Genomic DNA, 24,064 nt, shown 5'->3' on the forward strand with positions numbered 1-24,064 from the left:
TTTTAAGGAATAAAAATGAATAAGAGTATTAAAGAATTTATTTTTGGGGATGCTAATACAATGAATCATGTGTTTCGTCAGTTTTCTATGGGGGCTGTCGCGATTGCTGTGATGCAAGCAGCGAGTGCGCAAGTTTCAATGACCAATGTGGTGCCAATGCAGATTCCTGGACAGGGAACTGAAATCCGGGTGATGTTTAATGGATTGCCACCTCAGCCTCAAGCTTATCAGCTTGAATCTCCGTCACGCCTGATTCTGGATTTTAATGAGGCCCAACAAAATCTAAAACAGTCTAGTATTCCAGTCGCAACTGCTGAAGCTAGTTCAGTTGATATTAGCTCAGATGCACAGCGTTCTCGCCTGACAGTGAATCTCGCTAATGCAGGTGCATTTACCACGCGTGTAGAAGGTAATACCTTTATTTTAAAAATTAATTCTGCCACTCCAGTTGCTATTGCTCAGCCTGTACAACAGCAGGTCGCTCAGGGGATTACCAATATTGGTTTCCAGCGGGGTGCACAGGGTGAAGGGCTGGTGGTAATTGATCTGGCAGGTCAGAACACACCAGTCGATGTTCAGCAGCAGGGAACTAAAGTGATTGTAAGAACTTTGGGTTCCAAGATTCCGGCACATTTGACTCGACGTTTAAATGTAAATGATTTTGCTACACCCGTTTCAACGGTAGATGCAGTCAACCAGAATGGATCAGGCGTGATTACCATTCAGTCTGCAGAAAGTTATGAATATATGGCTTTCCAGACGGATAATAAGCTGACCATTAGTTTGAAGCGTCCAGAAGTTAAAAATCCGCTGCGTCCTAAATCAGTCGCTTATACAGGCAAGAAAATTTCCCTAGATTTTCAAGATATTGAAGTTCGTCGAGTTCTACAGTTATTAGCCGATTTTACCGATATCAATATGGTTGCTGCAGATAGCGTACAGGGTAATATTACCTTACGCCTCAAAGAAGTGCCTTGGGATCAGGCTTTAGATATTGTATTAAAAACCAAAAATCTGGATAAGCGTCGTAATGGTAATGTGATCTGGATTGCACCGGTTGCAGAACTGATTAAGGCTGAAGAAGAAGAAGCTAAGGCTTTAAAACAAAGCGTTGCACTTGCGCCAATTCAAACTGAATATATGCAGCTTAGTTATGCAAAGGCAGCTGATATTGAAAAGCTGATTACTCAAAATAAGAGTGCATCAGGGTCAGGTAGTTCAAGTAATACCAGTAACGGTGATGATAGAGAAAGTTTATTAAGTTCACGTGGCTCTATCTCTATTGATGCTCGTACCAATACCATTATTGTGAATGATACCCAGCCTTTCATTGATAAAATTCGCAATATGGTCGATCTACTTGATGTACAGGTGAAACAGGTAATGGTTGAGGCACGTATCGTTCGTGCAACCACTGACTTTACCAAAGAAATGGGAGTGAAATGGGGTGTCTTATCTCAAGGTATAGCTAGCAATAACCATTTACTTGTTGGTGGAAGTGATACAACTCTTTGGGATCTCCGAGAGCCAGAGGTAAATGAATTCGGTGGATTTACCTATGATATTCAGCGTCCGGATAACCTAAATGTAGACTTAGGGGTTACTAGTCAAGGAGCAAGTCGCATCGCCTTTGGTTTAATTAGCCTATCTGATTTTATGCTGGATCTTGAACTTTCTGCGCTTCAAGCAGATGGTTATGGTGAAGTGATTTCTACACCAAAAGTACTCACTGCTGATAAACAAAAAGCGACTGTGGCATCTGGTTCACAAATTCCATATCAGTCCGCAGAAGGTGGTGGTGCCAATGCAGTGTCGACTACAGAGTTTATTGATGCAACTTTAAGTCTGGATGTTACACCAAGTATTACTCCAGATGGCAAGGTGCAGATGGAGTTAAATATTACCAGTGACTCACCAGGAAATCCTACACCAACTGGCCAGTTAACGATTAATAAAAATCAGATCAATACTAATGTACTAGTTGATAATGGTGAAACAGTAGTACTTGGTGGTATTTTTGAGCAAGAAACTCGAAATGCACAAACTAAAGTTCCTTTCTTGGGCGATCTACCTTATTTAGGTCGTTTATTCCGTAAAGATGTAAAATCAGATAACAAGCGTGAGTTACTGATTTTTGTTACACCTCGAATTGTTAATGACAGTGTTTCAAGAAATCATTAATATATTTTGAATTTAACAAAATGAATAGGTGACTCCTTGCCAAGCAAAGAGTTTGAAACCCTGCCAAATATCTATTTGGTAGGGCCGATGGGGGCCGGTAAAACAACAGTAGGACGACATTTAGCAGAACTGTTAGGACGAGAATTTCTGGACAGCGATCATGAAATTGAGCGTAAAACAGGGGCTACGATTCCTTGGATCTTTGAAAAAGAGGGTGAAAAGGGTTTTCGTCATCGTGAAACTGTTGTAATTGATGAGTTAACCTCACGTCCACAACTTGTACTTGCGACTGGTGGTGGTGCAATTACTCAGGCTCCTAATCGGGATTATTTAAAGCAGCGAGGCATCGTTGTTTATCTTTACACCCCAGTTGAAATTCAGCTTCAGCGAACCTATCGCGACAAAAACCGTCCCTTGTTACAAGTCGAAAATCCTGAACAGAAACTCAGAGATCTGCTTGCAGTACGGGATCCGTTATACCGGGAAGTCGCACATTACATCATTGAGACCAATCAGGGAGCTGCACGAGATCTGGCGCAGCGTATTCTGAATCTCATCCTTCCGAAAAAATAAGTTCAGTTGAAAAAGTGGTTATCCCCTCATGAAAACCTTATATGTCGAACTCGGTGAACGTCGTTACCCCATTTTTATTGGCAGTAACTTGAATCCTCAGGAACTGCTTGAACCTTATATTCATGGCAAACAGGTGATGATTGTCAGTAATGATACGGTGGCACCACTTTATCTAGATCGCTATAAGGCTGCATTGGAAAATCTGGGTAAAACTGTGGCGACCTGTATTTTGCCGGATGGTGAGAAATACAAAAATATTGAGCATCTAAACCTGATTTTTGATGCATTGCTTGAGGCAGGCTTTAACCGCGACTGTACAGTTCTGGCACTCGGTGGTGGTGTTATTGGAGATATGGCCGGTTTTGCTTCTGCCTGCTTCCAGCGTGGTGTCTATTTTATTCAGGTGCCAACGACTTTACTCTCTCAAGTGGATTCCAGTGTGGGGGGCAAAACCGGCATTAATCATCCGCTGGGTAAAAACATGATTGGTGCTTTCCAGCAGCCACAAGTGGTGCTGGCAGATATGTCACAGCTGTCAACTTTACCAGATCGTGAACTGTCTGCAGGTTTGGCTGAAGTGATCAAATATGCCTTGCTCGGTGATGAAGAGTTTCTGGTCTGGCTAGAAGCCAATATGGAAGGTCTTATTGCCCGTGATGAGCAATTGCTGGCCGAAGCGGTTTATCGTTCATGTGCGCATAAAGCCCGTATTGTAGCGAATGATGAAAAAGAGCAGGGTGAGCGTGCTTTACTTAATCTCGGTCATACATTTGGTCATGCGATCGAGTCTTATCTGGGTTATGGTGAGTGGCTGCACGGAGAAGCGGTAGCCACGGGGATGGTGATGGCAGCAGATTTATCCCATCGCATGGGCTGGATTTCATTAGAAGACCTTGAGCGTACAAAAAAAATCATTTCTCGTGCGCAATTACCTATTGTTTGTCCTAAAATCCCACTTGACGATTTCCTGGCTTATATGGCTCACGACAAGAAAGTTTTAAATGGGCAGCTTCGTCTTGTATTATTGCAACAACTTGGAAAAGCGGTCATTACTCGAGACTTTAATGTCGAGTTGATGCAACAGGCGATTTTAGCTCATCAGGCATAGGTTTAATTTTTATGACAGCATTACGTTTTCCTTGGCAAAAGATTCAGCATTATTTCTGGCTGGTCTGTGGCGTATGCTGTCTATTTACTGCCTTGGTTTTTTGGGCTATCACTGATACAGATGAAGTTGTAGAAGTAGAGAAGAAGCCGGAAACCGAAGTTGAATTACAGATTCAACCAGAAAAAGTGGCCTCGATGACCCATCTTGGTGCGCTTTCTGATGAAGTTAAGCCTCTTGATCTCAATACTCGAATTGTTGTCAATGTTAGTCATGAGCCTGAATTCCGCGGAACCAAATATATTGGTGAAGTAAAGAATCAGCATGCGATTGAGCTATTTCGTGTGGGTAATGAAGCCATTCTAAAAACCTTCCTGAAAAAACAGCAGGATCGTAAGCCTTTTGTTTATTTAAGGCTTTCAGGTGAGAATCAACCAGAACAATATGTATTGTTATATGGTCTGTATAAAACCGCAGCAGAAGCTCAACAAGCTTTATCAGCGCTCAATCTGAATTTGCCTAAATCTGTCCAGCCTAAAGTTGTGGCCATGCAACAATATGCCAGTCTAGTCAACAGTATGGGTTCGGAAGAACTGGCAAGTAATCAAAAACTTTATGAAATTCAGTTGAAAAATGTACCTTTACCGAAATTTAATGAATCCGTACAGATCAGACCGAAAGCTCAACCTTCAGCCCCTATGGTCACCCCTAAAGAAAGCACCACGAGTACCACGATTGTTCGACGTGATCAGGAAGGTAATGTAGTGGATGTGCAGAAATCTCAAAGTCATGTCGAAGGAAGTCCGCGCTCATCAAATGGCAATTCTCGACCTCAAGAAAACGAGATTAGTGATCCATTTAACTAGGCCGGTCTAAAATAGCGCACAGACACTTTATCTTTATTATAAATGTGCGCTTTTGGTGCAAAAAATACGCACCATAAATAATCATAAATTTTCTTTTGTAGGCTAAATCTTTGTCATTTGTGTTGTTTTGATTTTTGCTCCTTAAGTTGGCATGAAATTTGCTTTATTGGTGCATGAATTGAATTAATCTCCCTGTTTTAGCGCGAAAATGATTCGATGAATAGGCGTAATTGTCATCTTTGTTGCTTATTTTTATCTTATCCATCAGCAAAATGAATGTTATTTTTCATGCATTCCGTCTGAAAAAGGATTATGTTGAAAAGATACTCAATGATATTTTGCTCTATAAAGCTGCTTAGCTTGCGGAGTAAATCAGACAGTCACGCACAGCAGAATTTAGATTGTTTAATAGCCTATCGGGCTTAGTGAAAAGAAGGGTACGCTATGCACATGCCATCGCCTAATAATGTAGCTCCCGCTCAAGGTTTATACCAACCGGATGAGTTTAAAGATAACTGTGGTTTCGGTTTGATCGCCCATATGCAGGGTGATGCCAGTCATGATCTGGTCAAGACCGCAATTCATAGTCTAAGTTGTATGACCCACCGTGGCGGTATTGCTGCTGATGGCAAGACCGGTGATGGTTGTGGTCTATTGCTGGCAATGCCTAAAGAATTCTTCCGTGAAGAGGCCAAACGCTTAAGCGACATTACCTTAAGTGAGATTTTTGCTGTGGGTACAGTATTCCTGAATCTGGACCCCGCATTAGCCGCACATGCAAAACAGGTCCTGACGAAAGAAATTGAAGAAGAAGGCTGTCGCGTTATCGCATGGCGTGTTGTACCGACGAATAATGATGCGCTTGGTGAGATTGCAATGCAGTCTCTACCAGCTTTTGAACAGATCATCGTGAACTGCCCAATTGGTGTAACTGAAGTTGAATTCAACCGTAAATTGTTCCTTGCACGTCGTCGTGCTGAACAGCAGTTAACCAGTGATCCATACTTCTATGTGACGACCTTATGCTCAACTGTAATCAGCTACAAAGGTCTGATGATGCCAGCAGCTATTGCTGACTTCTATACTGACCTGGCTGATGAGCGTCTGGCATCACATATCGTGGTCTTCCACCAACGTTTCTCTACCAATACGTTGCCACGTTGGCCATTGGCTCAGCCATTCCGTTACCTTGCCCACAATGGTGAGATCAATACCATTACGGCTAACCGTAACTGGGCAATGGCGCGTACACCTAAATTTGAAAACCCGTTACTGCCAGGTTTGACTGAGCTGAATCCAATCGTAAACCGTACTGGTTCAGATTCATCTAGTCTGGATAATATGCTGGAAATCCTCGTGGGTGGTGGTATGGATCTGTTCCGTGCGCTACGTATGCTGGTTCCACCTGCTTGGCAAAACGTTGAAACGCTTGATGCTGATTTACGTGCATTCTATGAGTTCAACTCTAAACATATGGAAGCATGGGATGGCCCTGCTGGTTTAGTTATCCAAGACGGTCGTCATGCGATCTGTATGCTGGATCGTAACGGCTTGCGTCCGGCACGTTGGGTCATCACTAAAAATGGCTACATTACACTGGCTTCAGAAATCGGTGTATGGGGCTATGAACCTGAAGATGTCATTTCTAAAGGTCGTGTGGGTCCAGGTCAAATGCTGGTGATCGATACTTATACCGGTAAAGTATTAGATACTCAGGATGTGAATAATCACCTGAAACGTATGCGTCCGTACCGTGAATGGTTACGTGAAAATGCTGTACGTCTACAAGGCAGCCCTGAGCTGGAAGAATATCTATGTGAGCGAGGCTTGAAAGGTGACAACCTGAAAGCGGCACAGAAAATGTTCATGGTGACTTTCGAGGAACGTGACCAGTTGCTGCGTCCAATCGCTGAAAGCGGTCAGGAAGCTGTGGGTTCTATGGGTGATGATACCCCAATGGCGGTGCTGTCACGTCAGGTACGTCATGTGTCAGACTATTTCCGTCAGCAGTTCGCACAGGTAACGAATCCGCCAATCGATCCATTACGTGAATCGATCGTGATGTCGCTGGAAACCTGTTTAGGTCGTGAACAAAATGTTTTCGAACAGGGTCCAGAACATGCAGACCGTCTGATTATTTCGAGTCCAGTTCTGTCTAATTCAAAAATGCATCAGATCCGCACGTTAGGCCGTACAGGTTATGAGATTGCGGATATTGATCTGAACTATGCTGAAACCGAAGGTCTGGAAGCTGCGATTGCTCGTATTTGCGAAGAATCAGCGCAAGCGATTCGTGACGGCAAAACTTTATTGGTACTTTCAGACAAGAAAATCCGTGAAGGTTACTTGCCAGCCAATGCTGTGATGGTCACTGGTGCAGTACACCATCATCTGATCAATACTGGTCTGCGTACTGATGCGAACCTGATTGTTGAAACCGGTTTCGCCCGTGATCCACATCAATTTGCCGTTCTGCTTGGCTTTGGTGCGACAGCAATTTATCCGTACCTGGCATATGACGTGATCAATGATCTGGTGGCTAAAGGTGAATTGCTGGGTGATCCGGTCTATGCACAAAATAATTTCCGTAAGGGGATTGAAAAAGGCCTGTTGAAAGTCCTGTCTAAGATGGGTATTTCAACTGTGGCTTCTTACCGTGGCGGTCAGCTGTTTGAAGCAGTCGGTTTATCCAATGAAGTTGTGAATAAATGCTTCGTAGGTGTTCCGAGTCGTATTCAGGGTGCAACTTTTGCTGACCTTGAAAATGACCAGAAACAACTGGCAGATTTAGCCTGGAAAAACCGTAAGCCAATCGATCAGGGTGGTATGCTGAAATTTGTCTTCGGCAAGGAATATCATGCGTTTAACCCGGATGTGATTAATTCACTGCATAAAGCAGTACGTTCTGGTAATTATGCTGACTTTAAAGAATATGCAGAGCTGGTAAACAATCGTCCCATTGCAACCATCCGTGACTTATTCAAGCTGAAAACTGACAACTCAATTCCAGTGGATCAGGTTGAGTCTGTAGAAGATATCTTGCCTCGCTTTGACTCTGCGGGTATGTCTTTAGGTGCGTTATCTCCTGAAGCACATGAAGCGATTGCGATTGCCATGAACACCATCGGTGGTCGTTCTAACTCTGGTGAGGGCGGTGAAGATCCAGCACGTTATGGCACCATCCGCAACTCGAAAATTAAACAGATTGCATCCGGACGTTTTGGTGTAACCCCAGCGTACTTAACTTCAGCAGAAGTGTTGCAGATTAAAGTGGCTCAAGGTGCGAAACCGGGTGAAGGTGGTCAGTTACCTGGTGGTAAAGTGAATGGCTTGATTGCCCGTTTACGTTATTCAGTTCCAGGCGTGACCCTGATTTCGCCACCACCACACCATGATATCTATTCAATCGAAGATTTATCGCAGTTGATCTTTGACTTGAAACAGGTCAATCCGCAAGCGATGGTATCGGTGAAACTGGTATCTGAACCGGGTGTAGGTACGATTGCAGCAGGTGTTGCGAAAGCGTATGCCGATTTCATTACCATTTCTGGTTATGACGGTGGTACAGCAGCATCTCCATTGTCTTCGATTCACCATGCGGGTTCTCCATGGGAATTAGGTTTAAGTGAAGCGCATCAAGCACTTCGTGTAAACGACCTGCGTGGCAAAGTACGCGTTCAAACTGATGGTGGTTTAAAAACTGGTCTGGACGTAGTAAAAGCAGCGATCTTGGGTGCAGAAAGCTTTGGCTTCGGTTCGACTCCAATGATTGCCTTAGGTTGTAAATACCTGCGTATCTGTCACTTGAATAACTGTGCGACCGGTGTTGCAACTCAACAAGACCATTTACGTCAGGAACACTATATTGGTGAACCACAAATGCTGATCAACTTCTTCACTTTCATTGCTGAAGAAACACGTGAATGGTTGGCGGCACTTGGCGTATCTAGCCTGAAAGACCTGATTGGTCGTACAGATTTGCTGGAAATCCTGCCAGGTGAAACTGACAAACATGCTCACCTTGACCTGAGCAAACTGCTAGAGTCACATCCAGCAGCAGAAGGCAAAGCACAGTACTGTGAAGTACAGGGTAATGAACCATTCGATAAAGGTATTTTGGCTGAGAAGATGGTAGAAGAAATTCTGCCAGCAATCGAAGCAGGTACAGGCGGTCAATACAGCTTTACCGTAGGTAACTGTGACCGTTCAATTGGTGCACGTCTGTCAGGTGAAATTGCCAAACGTTATGGCAACCTGAGTATGGAAGCACATCCGGTTAAAGTAAATCTAACTGGTACAGCGGGTCAGTCACTCGGTGTCTGGAATGCCGGTGGTCTGCATCTGAAACTGGAAGGTGATGCGAACGACTACGTGGGTAAAGGTATGGCAGGTGGCCGTATCTCGATTTTCCCACCGAAAGGTTCGCCATTCCAGACTCAAAATACTGCGATCATTGGTAATACCTGTCTGTATGGTGCGACTGGTGGTAAATTGTTTGCTGCAGGTACGGCTGGTGAGCGTTTTGCAGTTCGTAACTCTGGTGCCTTCGCAGTCATTGAGGGTGCAGGCGATCACTGCTGTGAATATATGACTGGCGGTATTGTGACCGTCCTAGGTAAAGTAGGCCATAACTTCGGTGCAGGTATGACCGGCGGTTTCGCTTATGTATTGGACCTAGACAATGATTTCGTAGATCATTACAACCATGAGTTGATTGAACTGAACCGTATCTCAACTGAAGCGATGGAAGAACATCAGACCTTCTTGCTTCGCATTTTAGATGAACATATTGCAGAAACAGGTAGTGCTTGGGCGTACAAGATCCGCCATGAGTTTGATTTCTATAGTCGTAAGTTCTGGCTGGTAAAACCAAAAGCAGCTAACTTATTGACCTTGTTGAAAACAACTCAAGCTGATCCACAATAATTCCACTACTGCAGATATAGGCAGACCTAAGGTAATGCGAATAAAGCCTTGGGTCTACCCACGGAGAGAGAGATGGCAGAGCGCCTAAATAATGACTTTCAATTCCTGGATGTCGCACGCCAAGATCCAGAGAAAAAAGAGATTGACGTCCGCAAAGCAGAATTTGTGGAAATTTATAAACCTTTCACAACAGAAGTGGCTGCAAATCAGTCACATCGTTGTCTAGGTTGTGGTAACCCGTACTGTGAATGGAAATGTCCAGTTCATAACTACATTCCAAACTGGTTGAAGTTACTTGCAGAAGGCCGTATTTTCCAGGCAGCAGAACTGTGTCACCAGACCAATACTTTGCCAGAAGTGTGTGGTCGTGTTTGTCCTCAAGACCGTCTGTGTGAAGGTGCTTGTACCTTAAATGATGGTTTTGGCGCAGTGACGATTGGTAATGCTGAAAAATATATCAATGACACCGCTTTCGCTTTAGGCTGGCGTCCAGATATGTCTCATGTGAAATGGACTGACAAGAAAGTTGCCATCATTGGGGCGGGTCCTGCCGGTCTAGGCTGTGCCGACATTCTGGTGCGTAATGGTGTAAAACCTGTTGTATTTGATAAACGTCCTGAAATTGGTGGTCTGCTGACTTTCGGTATACCAGAATTCAAGATGGAAAAAGACGTGATGAAACGCCGTCGTGAAATTTTCACCGGCATGGGGGTTGAATTCCGTCTGAATACTGAAATTGGTACCGATGTCACTATCGACCAGTTACTCGCTGACTATGACGCTGTCTTTATGGGTATGGGGACATACACTTATATGAAAGGTGGCTTTGCTGGTGAAGATCTGGATGGTGTGTATGATGCACTGGATTTCCTGATTGCTAACGTGAACCGTTGCCAGGGCTGGGAAAAAGATCCATCCGAATACATCAGTGTTGAAGGCAAGAAAGTGATTGTCTTAGGTGGTGGTGATACCGCGATGGACTGTAACCGTACTTCAATCCGTCAAGGCGCTGAGTCAGTGGTTTGTGCTTACCGTCGTGATGAAGCGAACATGCCGGGTTCACGTCGTGAAGTAAAAAATGCACGTGAAGAAGGTGTAGAATTCCAGTTCAACCGTCAGCCTATCGAAATCGTGGGTGAAAATGGTAAAGTGACTGGCGTAAAAGTGGTAACCACTCAACTGGGTGAACCAGACAGCCGTGGACGCCGTAGCCCAGAACCAATTCCAGGTTCAGAAGAAATTCTACCTGCAGATGCAGTATTACTGGCATTTGGTTTCCGTACCAGCCCAGCAGACTGGTTTACTGATGTAGAAATTAACTTGGATGGTTCAGGTCGCGTACTTGCAGCCGAGCAGCAGCAATATAAATTCCAGACTTCAAATCCAAAAATCTTTGCCGGTGGTGACATGGTCCGTGGTTCTGACCTGGTCGTGACTGCGATCTGGGAAGGTCGTCAGGCTGCAGAAGGTATTCTCGATTACCTTGATGTTTAATCTAATTTAATCCTCTATTTAAAAAACCCGCTACGGCGGGTTTTTTTATTTTTCTTCATTTTACTAATTTATTCAGCTTAGTTCTAAGAAGTTATAGTAGATATGGATTTTAACTTATAGATATATCCAATATTAATTCGTAGCTTTGAAGCATAACGAAAGGAATAAGAACGATATAAGTAAAAAATTATAAAAATTAACAAAAAATGAGAAAAATATGTTTAAAATCAAATTAATTAAATAAATATCAATAAAGAATTGAGGATAAAAGATGATCCCTGTATTAAAAAAATCTTTCATTGCTCTGATGTTAGCGAGTACCCTGACGCTTACAGGTTGTGGTTATAACACCTTACAAGTTAAGGATGAGGCGGTAACTGCGGCATGGTCTGAAGTACAAAACCAGTATCAGCGTCGTGCTGACTTGGTGCCGAATTTAGTGAATGTTGTCAAAGGCTATGCCGCACATGAAGAGCAGGTGTTAACTGAAGTGACTCAGGCACGTGCCAATGTGGCAGGCTTAAAAGTTGATCGTGAAGTGCTGGAAGATCCTGAACTGTTCCAGCGTTATCAGGAAGCTCAAGCACAAATGACTAGTGCTTTGTCACGTTTACTGGCGGTGACCGAAAATTATCCTGATCTGAAAGCCAATGAGCAGTTTCGTGATTTGCAGGTACAACTTGAGGGTACTGAAAACCGTATTGCGGTAGCACGTAACCGTTATATTACGACGGTACAAGATTTTAACTCTTATGCACGTCAGTTCCCGCAGGTGATGACGGCCAAAGTGATTGGCATGGATACCAAGCCAAACTTTAGTGCAGAGCAGAGTGCGCAACAGGCACCTAAGGTTTCATTTGATTAAGCTTGATCTTGGGTAATCTGCTAATAAGGTGGCTGCAATGATGCATATAAGCGCTGTAAAACTTTATATAGGTCTATTTCTCAGCCTCATTATGAGCCTGATGAATCCTGCCTGGAGTGAAACAGCAACGGCAACTGATACAGAAGAAGTGATTGTTGCACGTGAAATTTTGCAACCTAAAACGAATACTACGGATCAAAATGTAGAATCAGCCGCTACAGTACCGCAGCCCCAAATTGCCAATGATATGGCAGAAGGTCAGGTTCAGCGCGACTTGCCCAGCATGAATGAACCAGTGATTGATCAGGCAAATTTATTAACGGCAGCAGAGAAACAGCAACTTAGTCAACGAATCATTAATCTCTATGAAGCTGGCAAAGCTCAGATCGGGGTGGTAATTGTACCTACGACGGGCCAGGAAGATATTTTTGACTATTCCATGCGTGTGGCAGATCGCTGGCAACTGGGATCAAAAGAGCATGATAATGGTTTGTTAATGACTGTTGCGGTAAATGACCGTCGTATCCAGATTTTAACTGGATATGGGTTAGAAGGTGTTCTGCCGGATATTGTGGCTGGACGGATTATTAATAACAAAATTACACCTTTGTTTAAGCAGGGGCAGTATGCGCAAGGAATAGATGCTGGGCTGGCAGAAATCGAGCGTATTCTAAATCTGGATCCTGAAATTGCAGCTCAAGCAGCAGCTGAGCTTAAAGAACGTCAGGAACAGGCTTATAAAGCGCAGCAAGCATCTCAAGCGACTTTTGGTTCGGTTATTTTTATTATCGTTGCTGGCGTCATTGGTTCTATGATCTTTGGCAGGAAGTTGAGTGCGGCCACTGCTGCAGTAGCCGGTACCGCAGCCGGGTTAGTCAATGGTATGGGATTGGTCGCTAGCCTATTAATTGGTGCTGGAGTTTTCTTTTTGCTCGTGACCTCACTTGCTCAGTTGATCCTGCATGCTTTCATGGCAGGTGGAGGTCGTGGCGGTGGTAGTGGACGTGGTGGTTTTGGAGGCGGCGGCTTCGGTGGAGGCGGCGGTGGTTTTGGCGGGGGAGGAGCATCAGGCTCATGGTAACAACTACAGATACAACAGATATTGTCACGCAACCTAAGCTGGAAGAACATGCTCAACCAAGTTTTAAGCGTTGGCTTAAGCACTTCTTTTATATGCCTGCAACCAAGCGATTTTTCTCCAAGCAGGATCAGCATGCGATTGCATTAGCTGTAGAAGAAGCAGAGCATGGGCATGTAGGAGAAATTCAGGTGGTGATTGAAGGATCTCTACCTTCTCGTTCTGCTTATTACCAGGATACGCTTTGTCGTGCCCGTCAACTCTTTGCTGAATTGGGTGTATGGGATACAGAACATAATAGTGGCGTGCTTTTATATCTGAATCTTTGTGATCATAAAGTAGAAATTGTGATTGATCGGGGAATTAAACAGGCGACGACGCAAGAAGTATGGGATCAGATTTGTGAAAATATTATTCAGCAGTTGAAGCAACAGAAGTATAAGAATGGAGTGCTTTTGGGTGTTAAGCAGATTGGAGAAATTTTAAATCAATACTATGATCGAAAAATGGATGATTTGAAGAATGAATTAGGAAATAAACCGATCATTCTAGGGTGACTTTAGTTAAATAAATGACAATTTTTGTCAGTTATCTACACAAAATGAAACTGAAAAATAACAAATTGAAAAATATTTTTTTAAACTGCTGTTTTTTCTGTCAAAATTATTATAATAAAAGTTGGCACGTTAGATGCTAAATATAAATAGCTTTAACAATTAAGCTTATAAATAAACATAAAACATTTGTGGAGAATGTTATGAAATCAGTTCAAAAGGGTTTTACTCTTATTGAGTTAATGATCGTTGTAGCGATCATCGGTATTCTTGCAGCAATCGCGATTCCTGCTTATCAAGATTATACAAAGCGTTCACATGTAACAGAAGGTTTAAACCTTGCTGGTGGAGCAAAAGCGGCTGTAGCAGAATTTTCTGCTTCTCAAGGTGCATATCCGACTGATAATGCTGCAGCAGGTCTAGCTCCTGCAAACGGAATCAAAGGTAATGCTGTTGACTCAGTAACCGTTGCTTCAGGCGTAATTACTATTGCGTATAATTCTAAAGTAGAAGCTGGTAAAACATTAGTTTTAAGTCCAACAACATCAGCAGGTGGTGTAAATTGGAAATGTAAAGCAGATACTTCTACTGGCGTAAATCAAAAATATTTACCAAGCAACTGTCGTACAGGTTCGAACTAATTTAGTTTAAGCCATTAGAGAACCTACCTTCTGGTGGGTTTTCTTTTATGGGGGAGGTATGTCTACAAATAAAAGCTTTGTTTCCATCGTGTTTTTACTTGGTGTGACTTTTATATCTTATTTTCTTGGTTTAAAAGGAAATTTTATTTTTGATGATTTTCCAAATTTAGAGCCACTTGGATATTATGGCATTATCGATAGTTGGGAAAAGTTTAATAATTTTGTATTCAGTGGTTTTTCGGGACCAACAGGGCGCCCAATTTCTTTAGCCACATTTTTAATAGATGCACAGACTTGGCCGACTTCCCCTTATTCATTCAAATATACAAATTTAATGATTCATTTACTCAATGGAGTTTTACTCTGTTGGGCAATCATATTATTACTCAGAAATTATAACTATAAAGAACAACAAGCTATTTGGATTGCATTAATTACTTCAGGTATTTGGTTATTACATCCATATTTTGTATCTACTACACTATATGTAGTACAACGTATGGCGCAGCTGGCTACAGTATTTACTTTAATTGGGATTATTGGATATTTAAAAGCGCGATTACTTTTAGCTTATAAGCCTATACAAGCATATCTTTATATGGCTATGTGGATAGGTCTTTGCACAATTTTAGCAACATACAGTAAAGAAAATGGAGCCTTACTTCCGTTGTTGATCTTAGTTTTAGAATTTTGTAATCCAAATAAGAATCATAAACCGATTTGGCAGTGGCGAGCCTTATGTTTATGGTTACCATCATGTTCAGTACTTTATTTAATTTTTAGAGACTTGAACTTTGATGACAATATATGGCCGAATCGAAATTTTAATCAGGTTGAAAGATTATATAGTGAAGCGCGAATTGTTACTGAATACCTCTTTAATCTAATTATTCCTCAAATTGAGGGGCGAGGACTTTATCAAGACGGAATTGAAATTTCAAAATCCTTATTCTCACCGATTACTACATTATATTCATTAATTTTTTTATTTGGATTGATTCTAGTTGGGTTCATAGTCAGAAATAAATATCCATTAGTGTCTGTTGCTATTTTATTCTTTTTCGCTGCACACTTAATGGAGTCAACAGTTTTAGGTTTAGAACTCTATTTTGAACACCGAAATTACTTGGCTGCATTATTTCTTTTTGTTCCTTTAGCTGCTGGATTATATGTTTTAAAAGAAAAAATTGAGCCTAAATTAGGCTATGTAGTAATAATAAGCATTTTTTTAATTCTTAGTTTTTTTACGTATGAGCGTGCAAAACTATGGGGAAACACAGATCAATTATTATTATATTGGGCGAAGAATAATCCTAACTCGCCTCGTGCTCAAAGTACTATTGCACAGAAGTTGCTAGAGCAAGGCAATATCTTAGAAGCAAATCAACATTTAGAGCAGTCCCTTCAAAAAATGCCGAATAGTGCGTTACTAAATATGCAATTGCTTTTACAAAAAGTGTCATATGGTTATGCCACCAAGCAAGATTTCAAGAGAAGTAGCTTACTATTGGAACAACAACCATTTGATGCACAAGCGCTTCAAGGCTTACGTATTTTGACAGAAGGTATAATTTCGAATGAGCAACAATGTATTCACTATTGTGAATTAAGTTTAAAGTTTATTCAGACTTTAGATCAAAATGTGAAATATCAGCATATTTCAGTATACCAACGCCTATCACCTTATTTAAAAGCTAAGCTATATTTAGCAATGGGACAGGATAAAATGGCAATCACACATTATGATGAAGCAATTCAAAGATACAATGATGTAGAGGCTGGGCTAATGATGGTAGCTGAGGTGGCTTCACATAGTTTGGCACCCGATGCTTTATTTTTGTTAAATAAAATTGAGCAGCTATATAAGAAACAAGATTCGTCTAGATTAAGAAGAAGTAAGGCTGAATACGACATGGAAATATTCAGGTTAAAAGCTATCTTGGCTACTGAAATAGCTGGTAATACTAAGGATTAAATTTTGAAAATCAGTGTTGTGCTTCCATCCAAAAATGAATCAGGTGCAATTGGGGACACCATCGAAAAAATTCATGCGCTAGGCATTGTCAATGAAATTTTAGTCATTAATGATGGTTCTAAAGATTCGACTCAGCAAGTTGCAGAGCAAGCAGGTGCAGAGGTGATCTCTCATCCTTACTCTAAAGGTAATGGTGCAGCTATTAAAACAGGTGCGCGTCATGCTTCGGGTGAGGTGATTGTGTTTATGGATGCAGATGGACAGCATGATCCTAATGATATCCCGCGACTGTTAGAAAAAATTGATCAAGGTTATGATCTTGTTGTTGGTGCACGCCAAAAAGGCTCCCAAGCAAGTTTAGGTCGTGGTATTGCAAATGGCTTATATAATGGCTTAGCAAGTTATATGACCGAACATAAGGTAGAGGACTTGACCTCTGGTTTTCGTGCGGTTCGTGCTGAAAAATTTAGAGAGTTTTTATATTTATTGCCGAATGGATTCTCATATCCAACAACAAGCACTATGGCTTTTTTTAGAGCAGGCTATTCGGTCACTTATGTACCCATTCATGCAGCAAAGCGTATTGGTAAAAGCCATATTCAGCCTTTAAAAGATGGCGTGAGATTCTTTTTGATTATTTTTAAAATTGCGACATTATTTTCGCCGCTAAAGATGTTTCTTCCAATTGCGGTTCTTTTGTTTTTAATGGCGACGGGTTGGTATGGTTATACATTGTATGAGTTTCATCGGTTTACCAATATGAGTGCTTTACTTTATACAGGGAGTATTATGGTATTTTTATTGGGACTTATTTCAGAGCAAATTACTGCTTTGATGTATAAAGAGAAATAATTTGTGTTATACAGTATTCAGCAGATTTGGAAAATTTTGTCACCATTAGACCGACGTAAAGTACTCTATGTGCTGATACTTGTGATGGGAATGGCATGTGTTGAATCTGCGGGTGTGATTTCAATTATGCCTTTTTTGGCAGTGTTATCTAATCCTCAGATCATTGAAACTCAGCCTCTATTATCAACAATATATACTTTTATTGGTGCTAATTCTGTCAAGGAAGCGATTGTCTATTTAGGCATTATTTCTTTAATTGTGGTGATTAGTTCTGCAATATTTAAAATGATCACCCAGTATGCTGTGAACCGTTTTGCGAGTCTGCAACGTCACTATTTTTCAACACGACTATTAAAAATCTACTTACAACAAAACTATGAGTTTTTTATTCAGCGAAATTCATCAACTTTGATTAAGAATATTTTATCCGAAGTTGATCAACTCATTTGGACTTTAATTCTTCCTGCTTTAACAATCATGTCTTATGGCCTTGTGTTATTTGCAATGATTGCTATTTTGTTGGTGTATGACCCAATAATGGCATTTGCAACAGCAAGCATTTTAGGTTTTTTCTATTCAATTATTTATATCGTAATTCGAAGAAAATTAGCACAAATTGGTCAAGAATTTAGCATTGCGAATCAACAGCGTTACCATACTTGTCAAGAAGCATTAGGTGGCATTAAAGATGTCATTATAAATGATGCAAAAGAGAGTTATATCGAACAGTTTGAACGATCATCTCGTATATTTGCTCGACATATAGCAACACGTGACACCTTGGGACAAATTCCACTTAATATCATTGAAACAGTAGGATATGGTTGTCTTATTGGACTTGCGATTTTTTTAGTACTTTTAGGTAAAAATGTTTCTCATATTTTGCCTATATTAGGTTTATATGGTTTTGCAGCTTATAGGATGTTACCAGCAGCGCAAAATATTTACCGTGCTGTATCACAAATCAAATTTTCTTCTCAAATTTTAAAAGTCATTCAACCTGAGTTTGAATTGGAAAAAAAAGAGAACGTAGTTGAATTTAAGAAAGACATTACTTTCGAAAAAGCAATTCGACTTGAAAATATTAGTTTTAGTTATCCAAACAGACCTGATCAAGAAGTGCTAAAGAATTTTAGCATAGTAGTTCCTAAAAATAGTAGTTTGGGGATTATGGGTAAAAGTGGTAGTGGTAAAAGCACGTTGATGGATATTATGCTTGGGCTTTTGACACCACAGCAAGGTAAAATTTATATCGATGATATTGAACTTACAAGAGATAATGTAGCGAGTTGGCGTGCTTTGGTAGGCTATGTGCCTCAGTTTATTTATTTAGCAGATAAGACTATTGCTGAAAATATTGCTTTTGGTGTACCCAAAGAGCAAATCGATTTTGAGCAAGTAAAAAAAGTTGCTCAGCTTGCACAAATTGATGCTTTTATAACAAATAATTTAAAAAATGGATATGATGAAGTTGTGGGGGAGCGAGGGGTTATGCTTTCGGGGGGGCAGCGTCAACGTATTGGTATTGCTCGGGCATTGTATAAAAATCCTCAAGTTTTGTTTATGGATGAGGCAACGAGTGCTTTGGATATAGAGACTGAAGAGGCAATTAATAGAGCTGTAAATTTTTTAAATGGGAAAATTACAATTATAATTATTACACATCGGAAAGATACTTTAAAAAAATTAAAAACATTATTAATTTCTGAAAAATAGGAAAATATTAGAGTGAAAATGAAAGTATTTAATTTTTTTAATAAATTGATATATTTTATTTTTAATAGAGATTTTATATTTAATAATCTTAATTTATTTTTATTTAAGATAAAGAGAAAATCTAATATATATTTTTTGGTTAATGAAGAGCAGAAATGGTCAACAGATCAATTGTATTTAGAATTAAAAAAACATTTTGATGTGAAAATTGTTTTATTGGGAAATCCATATACAGGTAAAATAGAAAATAATGTATATGATTTTTTTTCAAAAAAGGGCGATGTAATAATATACCCAAAACTTAATTTTTTTCAAAAATTAAAATTATTATTTAAAGGAGATATAATTTTTTTTCAACAACCTTGGGGTATGGAAAATAAAATAAGATACATGCATTTTTTTTGTCTAACAATATATATTCCATATAGTGCAATTACGGTTAAAGATTCTATAGATTATAATGTAGAAAATTTTCATAGGTATTTGTGGTTGTATGTTGCACAGAATGAACACGTTTTTAATTTTTTTAAGGAGTTTCAATTAAAAAGGGGTATTAATTGTAAGGTTTTAGGTTACCCTAAGTTTGATGATTTGTATCGAGAATATTTAAATGATGAAAATATATTTCATGATTTTGGTAAGAAAAAAATTATTTATGCACCACATCACTCATTGGAAAATTCTATACTAGGTTTAGGTACCTTTGATAAGTATTTTGAAATATTAGTGAATATTGTTGGATTGAAACGTAGCTCATTTGTGTATAAACCTCATCCTAGACTAGAATATACATTAACTTGCGAGGAATTATTTTTTTCAATAGAAGATTATGAGGAATATCTTAAAAAATGGAACAATGGAATTAATTCAAAAATAATGAATCAAGGTGATTATGGTTCATTATTTTCTGAATCTGATTTTATAATTACTGATTGTTCTTCTTTTTTGATTGAGTATTTCTTTACTGGTAAACCTATTATTTGGTTAAAATCTGATAGGCAAAAAATTGATTTTAATGGTTTTGTAGAAGAGTTGAAAGAAAGTTTTTATATAGTAAATAGTTGCGACGATATATTAAAATATATTGAAATGTTAGAGAATGATGAGGATATCATGAAAGAAACAAGGGAAATACTTATTTCAAAATATAAGAAACAGATACTAGGTTCTTCAAATAATATTGTTGATTATTTATTAAATTTAAAAGGAAAAAAATGTTAATTTATTGCATTTCACTTGAAAAAGACACTATACGTAGGGAGAATTTAAAAAAAATTTTTCCTAAAAATTACTGTAATATGAAAATAATAAATGCTATAAACGGTAAAAAAATTACAGCTGAAGATTTTTTTTTATATTCTAATCAGTTTTACAAAACTCATAAAAAAATCATTGCACCGAGTGAAGTCGGGTGTACATTATCACATATAAAAGCCTATAAAGAGTTTCTTGAAACTAATGAAGAATATTGTTTGGTAATAGAGGATGATATTATCGGTAATGATGATGATATTTCAGAAATAGAAAATATAATTTTAAGTGACAGGCCAGAAGGAATTGTTTTATTTGGAGGGCAGGAAGGGGTGCCTAAAGATTATTGGAAATATGTTTTAGCAAAAAAAACTAAAAACTTATATTTAATTTCAAACTTTTCTAAGAAATTTTTATTTGGCGCATATTGCTATGTTATAAATCGTAGTGTAGCTGAAGAATTGGTTGAGATGCATAATAGGAATTTTAATTTTACAGATAATTGGGGTGATTTAATTAAATTAAATAATATGTATTTTTTTAATTTGATAAAGCATCCTCAGGATTTTATTGATAGTAATATTAATAGTGAAAGAAATTTGGTATATTCAACTCAGCATATGTTTAACAAAAAAAATATTTTAAAGTGGTTTTTATTTAAGTTTTTAAATCGAGCATACAATGAACTATATAGGTTTTTTTTGATTTTTAAAGGTTATAGAAATGTAAGGAAGTGAAATAAATATTTTTTAAAATTTTAATATGTTTGTGAGAATTATATTTTGATATTTTCAATTATTATTCCTTTTTATAATTGTGAAAGTTATATATCGGAAACTTTAGAAAGTTTATTTAATCAATGTACAAATGAAGTTGAAGTTATTTTAATTAATGATGGAAGTAATGATAATAGTATAAATATTGTTAATCATCATATTAAATATACTAAAGTCAATGCTAGAGTGGTAACTCAAAAAAATTCAGGGGTTAGCTCTGCAAGGAATTTAGGTTTAAAATTAGCATCAGGTCAATATATCGGTTTTCTTGATTCTGATGATACTTTAGAGCCTTTATATTTCGAAAAAATTATTCAAGCAATTAAAAAAAATGAACCAGATATAGTTCAATTTAATTTTAATTATTGGGATTCTAATAAATATAAATCTGGCATCAAGTTACATAGTGGGGTTTATCAAACTAGTTCCAACTTATTATTAGAGATATTTAATTGGAATTCATGGTATCCATGGTCACGAGTTTATAAAAAAGAACTTTTTTCTGATATTTCCTTTCCACTAGGCTTTACATTTGAGGATCCTGCTGTAATTCCATTTTTATTTATTAAATCTAAAAAAATATTGATTTTGGATGATTATTTATATAACTATAGAGAAAACTTATCGAGTATTACTAGGGGGAAAGACAAAGAGAAAATTTACAAAAATATGTTAAGTTTGGATAATTTACTCAACACTTATTGTAAACAAAAAAATGATCTTTATAAGATTTGTTTCATACATTTTTTTCGTATTTACTTAGAATATTGTTTTTTATTTGATGGTCTAAGTGGTCTTAAGCTTGGATGGGATAAGTATAAATATTACTATTTTGAAATTACTGAAAAAGATAAAGCTTTAATTAAAAGTAAAGCTGGAAGACTATTTATTTCTGTTAAATATTTCTCGTATTTTTCTTATTTTATTATGAGGTGTGCGTCTAATATTACGAATGTATTAAAAAAATCTAGTTTTTTTTGAGATTTCTTCCCAAGTATCAACGTGATTTTTCTTATTCGTTTGGGGCTTATTTAATTTTAATAGAATCTTTTCCTTAAGATCATGATGATTTGAATGTTGAGCTAAGCAGTGCTCTTCAAAATTAAGTAAGTGTTTATTGAAGATTAAGCTATTAGAATTTGTAACTACCAAGGGGATGCCCATTGAAATATATTCTCCAATTTTACAAGATGATGCATTATCTAAAAAATTAGAGTTTCTATAGGGTAAAGTTAAAACATCACAGCATGCTATAGCTATTGGTACATCTTTAAAAGGAACATTCCCCAAATAATGAATAAAATCGAATTCTAAGTTTAAGTCTTCACGTTTTTTTCCACCGAGTAAAATTAAAAAATTATTATTTTCTTCATGTAATACTTTTACAGCAGAAATTAGGTCATCAATACCACGTTCAATTTCCATGCTGCCAAAATAGCCTATATAAATTTTATCCGTATCTAAGTTGAAGAACTCACGTGATTGATTTTTGTCTCTCGGATAAAAGTGATTTGTATCAACGCCATTAGGCGTTAATAGTGTTGTTTTACAAATATGCTCACTATCATTTTTTAACTTTTTGCTGGCAAATAAACATATATCGGCATGCTTCATTAAAAAGTGGAATAAATTTTTGAAGCCTAAATTTCTATATCCATCGAAAGTGTCGTATTTATCATATATATCAAACACAAATTTTGCGCCACATAGTTTTGCTATTAGATATGACAATAAACCGATATAACAATCACCACTTGCAACAATTGTTCTAGGGCGTTGAACTAACATTGCTTTTATTATCGTGAAGATAAATGCAGCACTGAATAATGGGGTAGATAAAATATTTAAATTGTCATGTTGGTCTTTAATTTTTTCTTTCGTGTGATAGTCAATTAGCCATAAAGAAGTTGGAATCTCTCTCGACCAGTAATAGGGTAATTGATAAACTCTACCAAACCTCTCGGTATAAGCATCTCTATTTGTATAAAAACGTTTTCCAATAAAAAGAATGCTCATATCGTACTCTAAATGTGACAATCAAATTTTAATTTTAAATTTGACCATGAAAATTGTGAACAGAATGCGTCAAAATCTTCTTTTTTGAAATCATGTGATAACCCTAAAATTGATATAATCGCTTGGGCTAATAGTTCATATCTATTTATTGGAATTAATATACCTGTTTTTTGATGATTAACAGCATCCACAATTCCACCTGTTGCAAAAGCGACTGTTGGCGTCCGATGTGCTGCAGCCTCAATTGCGACCATTCCAAAACCTTCAGGGTCATTTGGAATGTGTTTTACGGGAAATACGTGTATATCAGCAATATGGTACCAACATGAGAGGATAGTATCATCACTGATATTACCTACAAAAAGAATATGATCTGATATGCTGTGCTGTTGAGCAGTTCTTATAATTAATTCTTTGCTTTGTAAATTCTTATTGAGAGACTGATTTGGAGTATCTCCAATTACGACTAAAATTGTATTAGGGTGTTTGGCCACAATTTTAGGTAATGCAAAATCCACAAACTCATTCAGACCTTTGCGTTGAGTCAATCTTCCAACAGAGATTAATATTTTTTTATCATATAGCTGATATTTTTCTTTAATGGATTGAATTAGATTTTCATTTCTTGGTAGAGGAGGATAAGTCACTCCAGGGGAAATAATCGTTAACTTTTCCTGAGATATGCCTTTTTTTAGGCAGAGATCATGTGTTGGTGTGCTGTTAGCAATGACTTTATTAGCACTGCGAATCATAGGAACCCAAATCAGATTATAAATCCAATGATTGGTGGCGATATCTAAGCCATGTATATATACAACGCTTTTTTTTCTAAAAACCTTTGCCCAAAAAACTACAATAGGTGCAGTTAGACCACTACCTGCAAAGAGAACATCTGGCTTGTGACGTAGGCAGATCAAAAAGGTTTGAATAAAAGCCAAGATGAGAAATAAGGGTAAAGGGTTTAATCTAACCCCAAAAAAAATACATTTTGATGGAGCTTGCTCTCTTGCTTGATTGTGACTGAGCAGAAGTATCTTATGGTCATGACTCAGTTCATCTGCAATATGCCAATTTAATCGCTCCATGCCTCCAATGAGCGGAGGAAGGTTACGAGTTACAATGAGAATCTTTTTTTGTTTCATGCAATTTTAATTGGCTGAATTTCCCCAAATTTTATATTACATCATTTCGATAC

At 38.2% G+C, this 24,064-nt stretch carries 18 protein-coding genes; 16 read left to right on the forward strand and 2 right to left on the reverse strand.

From position 1 onward, the window contains the following. Positions 1-15 precede the first annotated feature (15 nt). From AC4MCC_RS01565 to AC4MCC_RS01640, 16 genes are all read left to right on the forward strand, one after another. On the forward strand, positions 16-2,181 hold the full coding sequence (locus tag AC4MCC_RS01565) for a type IV pilus secretin PilQ (protein ID WP_491885597.1): 2,166 nt from the start codon (positions 16-18) through the stop codon (positions 2,179-2,181). 36 nt (positions 2,182-2,217) lie between these two features. Continuing rightward, positions 2,218-2,754: a shikimate kinase AroK gene (gene aroK / locus AC4MCC_RS01570; RefSeq protein WP_005233593.1), complete on the forward strand. Its 537-nt coding sequence runs from the start codon at positions 2,218-2,220 to the stop codon at positions 2,752-2,754. Positions 2,755-2,782: 28 nt separating this feature from the next. Continuing rightward, positions 2,783-3,862 carry a 3-dehydroquinate synthase gene (aroB, locus tag AC4MCC_RS01575; RefSeq protein WP_491885598.1) on the forward strand — a complete coding sequence of 360 codons (1,080 nt, stop codon included), beginning with the start codon at positions 2,783-2,785 and terminating at the stop codon, positions 3,860-3,862. 11 nt (positions 3,863-3,873) lie between these two features. Beyond that, positions 3,874-4,725, forward strand: coding sequence for a hypothetical protein (locus AC4MCC_RS01580; protein WP_491885599.1), 852 nt, complete (start codon positions 3,874-3,876; stop codon positions 4,723-4,725). Positions 4,726-5,175: 450 nt separating this feature from the next. Then, complete coding sequence (gltB, locus tag AC4MCC_RS01585; RefSeq protein ID WP_491876829.1) at positions 5,176-9,651, forward strand: glutamate synthase large subunit; 4,476 nt, start codon at positions 5,176-5,178, stop codon at positions 9,649-9,651. Positions 9,652-9,723: 72 nt separating this feature from the next. Next, positions 9,724-11,145 (forward strand): FAD-dependent oxidoreductase, encoded by a 1,422-nt coding sequence (locus AC4MCC_RS01590; RefSeq protein WP_104425619.1) that lies wholly within the window; start codon positions 9,724-9,726, stop codon positions 11,143-11,145. A gap of 271 nt (positions 11,146-11,416) precedes the next feature. Further along, positions 11,417-12,010 carry a LemA family protein gene (locus AC4MCC_RS01595; protein ID WP_004787108.1) on the forward strand — a complete coding sequence of 198 codons (594 nt, stop codon included), beginning with the start codon at positions 11,417-11,419 and terminating at the stop codon, positions 12,008-12,010. Positions 12,011-12,047: 37 nt separating this feature from the next. Further along, positions 12,048-13,091, forward strand: coding sequence for a TPM domain-containing protein (locus AC4MCC_RS01600; RefSeq protein ID WP_491885600.1), 1,044 nt, complete (start codon positions 12,048-12,050; stop codon positions 13,089-13,091). Next, a complete protein-coding gene (locus tag AC4MCC_RS01605; protein WP_180025544.1) occupies positions 13,085-13,645 on the forward strand; it encodes a TPM domain-containing protein in 561 nt (186 codons plus the stop codon). Before AC4MCC_RS01600 ends, AC4MCC_RS01605 begins: the two co-directional genes overlap by 7 nt. 200 nt (positions 13,646-13,845) lie before the next feature. Then, positions 13,846-14,283 carry a pilin gene (locus tag AC4MCC_RS01610; RefSeq protein ID WP_491885601.1) on the forward strand — a complete coding sequence of 146 codons (438 nt, stop codon included), beginning with the start codon at positions 13,846-13,848 and terminating at the stop codon, positions 14,281-14,283. A gap of 58 nt (positions 14,284-14,341) precedes the next feature. Further along, positions 14,342-16,258, forward strand: a complete 1,917-nt coding sequence (locus AC4MCC_RS01615) for a tetratricopeptide repeat protein (RefSeq protein ID WP_491885602.1) — start codon at positions 14,342-14,344, stop codon at positions 16,256-16,258. Next, entirely contained in the window at positions 16,259-17,110 is an 852-nt protein-coding gene (locus AC4MCC_RS01620) for a glycosyltransferase family 2 protein (protein ID WP_491885840.1), read from the forward strand. It abuts the gene before it with no gap. 3 nt (positions 17,111-17,113) lie between these two features. Next, positions 17,114-18,826: an ABC transporter ATP-binding protein gene (locus AC4MCC_RS01625; protein WP_491885603.1), complete on the forward strand. Its 1,713-nt coding sequence runs from the start codon at positions 17,114-17,116 to the stop codon at positions 18,824-18,826. Between the two features lie 18 nt (positions 18,827-18,844). Further along, entirely contained in the window at positions 18,845-20,047 is a 1,203-nt protein-coding gene (locus AC4MCC_RS01630) for a CDP-glycerol glycerophosphotransferase family protein (protein WP_491885841.1), read from the forward strand. After that, complete coding sequence (locus AC4MCC_RS01635) at positions 20,041-20,814, forward strand: glycosyltransferase family 25 protein (protein WP_491885604.1); 774 nt, start codon at positions 20,041-20,043, stop codon at positions 20,812-20,814. Before AC4MCC_RS01630 ends, AC4MCC_RS01635 begins: the two co-directional genes overlap by 7 nt. A gap of 45 nt (positions 20,815-20,859) precedes the next feature. Further along, complete coding sequence (locus AC4MCC_RS01640; RefSeq protein WP_491885605.1) at positions 20,860-21,834, forward strand: glycosyltransferase family 2 protein; 975 nt, start codon at positions 20,860-20,862, stop codon at positions 21,832-21,834. On the opposite strand, the gene AC4MCC_RS01645 is transcribed toward AC4MCC_RS01640, so the two are convergent. Beyond that, the gene (locus AC4MCC_RS01645; protein WP_491885606.1) at positions 21,811-22,869 is read right to left on the reverse strand and encodes a glycosyltransferase; all 1,059 of its coding nucleotides are present in this window, start codon (positions 22,867-22,869) and stop codon (positions 21,811-21,813) included. The genes AC4MCC_RS01640 and AC4MCC_RS01645 overlap by 24 nt on opposite strands. Before the next feature lie 8 nt (positions 22,870-22,877). Further along, positions 22,878-24,011 carry a glycosyltransferase family 4 protein gene (locus AC4MCC_RS01650; RefSeq protein WP_491885607.1) on the reverse strand — a complete coding sequence of 378 codons (1,134 nt, stop codon included), beginning with the start codon at positions 24,009-24,011 and terminating at the stop codon, positions 22,878-22,880. Positions 24,012-24,064 lie beyond the last annotated feature (53 nt).

The organism is Acinetobacter sp. CAU_H_56, assembly GCF_058599425.1.

Excerpts from the sequence above, each read along its gene's own strand:
- AC4MCC_RS01595 (WP_004787108.1), top strand. The coding sequence starts at position 11,417 with ATGATCCCTGTATTAAAAAAATCTTTCATTGCTCTGATGTTAGCGAGT.
- AC4MCC_RS01615 (WP_491885602.1), top strand. The coding sequence starts at position 14,342 with ATGTCTACAAATAAAAGCTTTGTTTCCATCGTGTTTTTACTTGGTGTG.
- AC4MCC_RS01650 (WP_491885607.1), bottom strand. The coding sequence starts at position 24,011 with ATGAAACAAAAAAAGATTCTCATTGTAACTCGTAACCTTCCTCCGCTC.
- AC4MCC_RS01580 (WP_491885599.1), top strand. The coding sequence starts at position 3,874 with ATGACAGCATTACGTTTTCCTTGGCAAAAGATTCAGCATTATTTCTGG.
- aroB (WP_491885598.1), top strand. The coding sequence starts at position 2,783 with ATGAAAACCTTATATGTCGAACTCGGTGAACGTCGTTACCCCATTTTT.
- AC4MCC_RS01635 (WP_491885604.1), top strand. The coding sequence starts at position 20,041 with ATGTTAATTTATTGCATTTCACTTGAAAAAGACACTATACGTAGGGAG.
- AC4MCC_RS01630 (WP_491885841.1), top strand. The coding sequence starts at position 18,845 with ATGAAAGTATTTAATTTTTTTAATAAATTGATATATTTTATTTTTAAT.
- AC4MCC_RS01600 (WP_491885600.1), top strand. The coding sequence starts at position 12,048 with ATGATGCATATAAGCGCTGTAAAACTTTATATAGGTCTATTTCTCAGC.
- AC4MCC_RS01610 (WP_491885601.1), top strand. The coding sequence starts at position 13,846 with ATGAAATCAGTTCAAAAGGGTTTTACTCTTATTGAGTTAATGATCGTT.
- AC4MCC_RS01605 (WP_180025544.1), top strand. The coding sequence starts at position 13,085 with ATGGTAACAACTACAGATACAACAGATATTGTCACGCAACCTAAGCTG.
- AC4MCC_RS01565 (WP_491885597.1), top strand. The coding sequence starts at position 16 with ATGAATAAGAGTATTAAAGAATTTATTTTTGGGGATGCTAATACAATG.
- AC4MCC_RS01590 (WP_104425619.1), top strand. The coding sequence starts at position 9,724 with ATGGCAGAGCGCCTAAATAATGACTTTCAATTCCTGGATGTCGCACGC.
- AC4MCC_RS01645 (WP_491885606.1), bottom strand. The coding sequence starts at position 22,869 with ATGAGCATTCTTTTTATTGGAAAACGTTTTTATACAAATAGAGATGCT.
- gltB (WP_491876829.1), top strand. The coding sequence starts at position 5,176 with ATGCCATCGCCTAATAATGTAGCTCCCGCTCAAGGTTTATACCAACCG.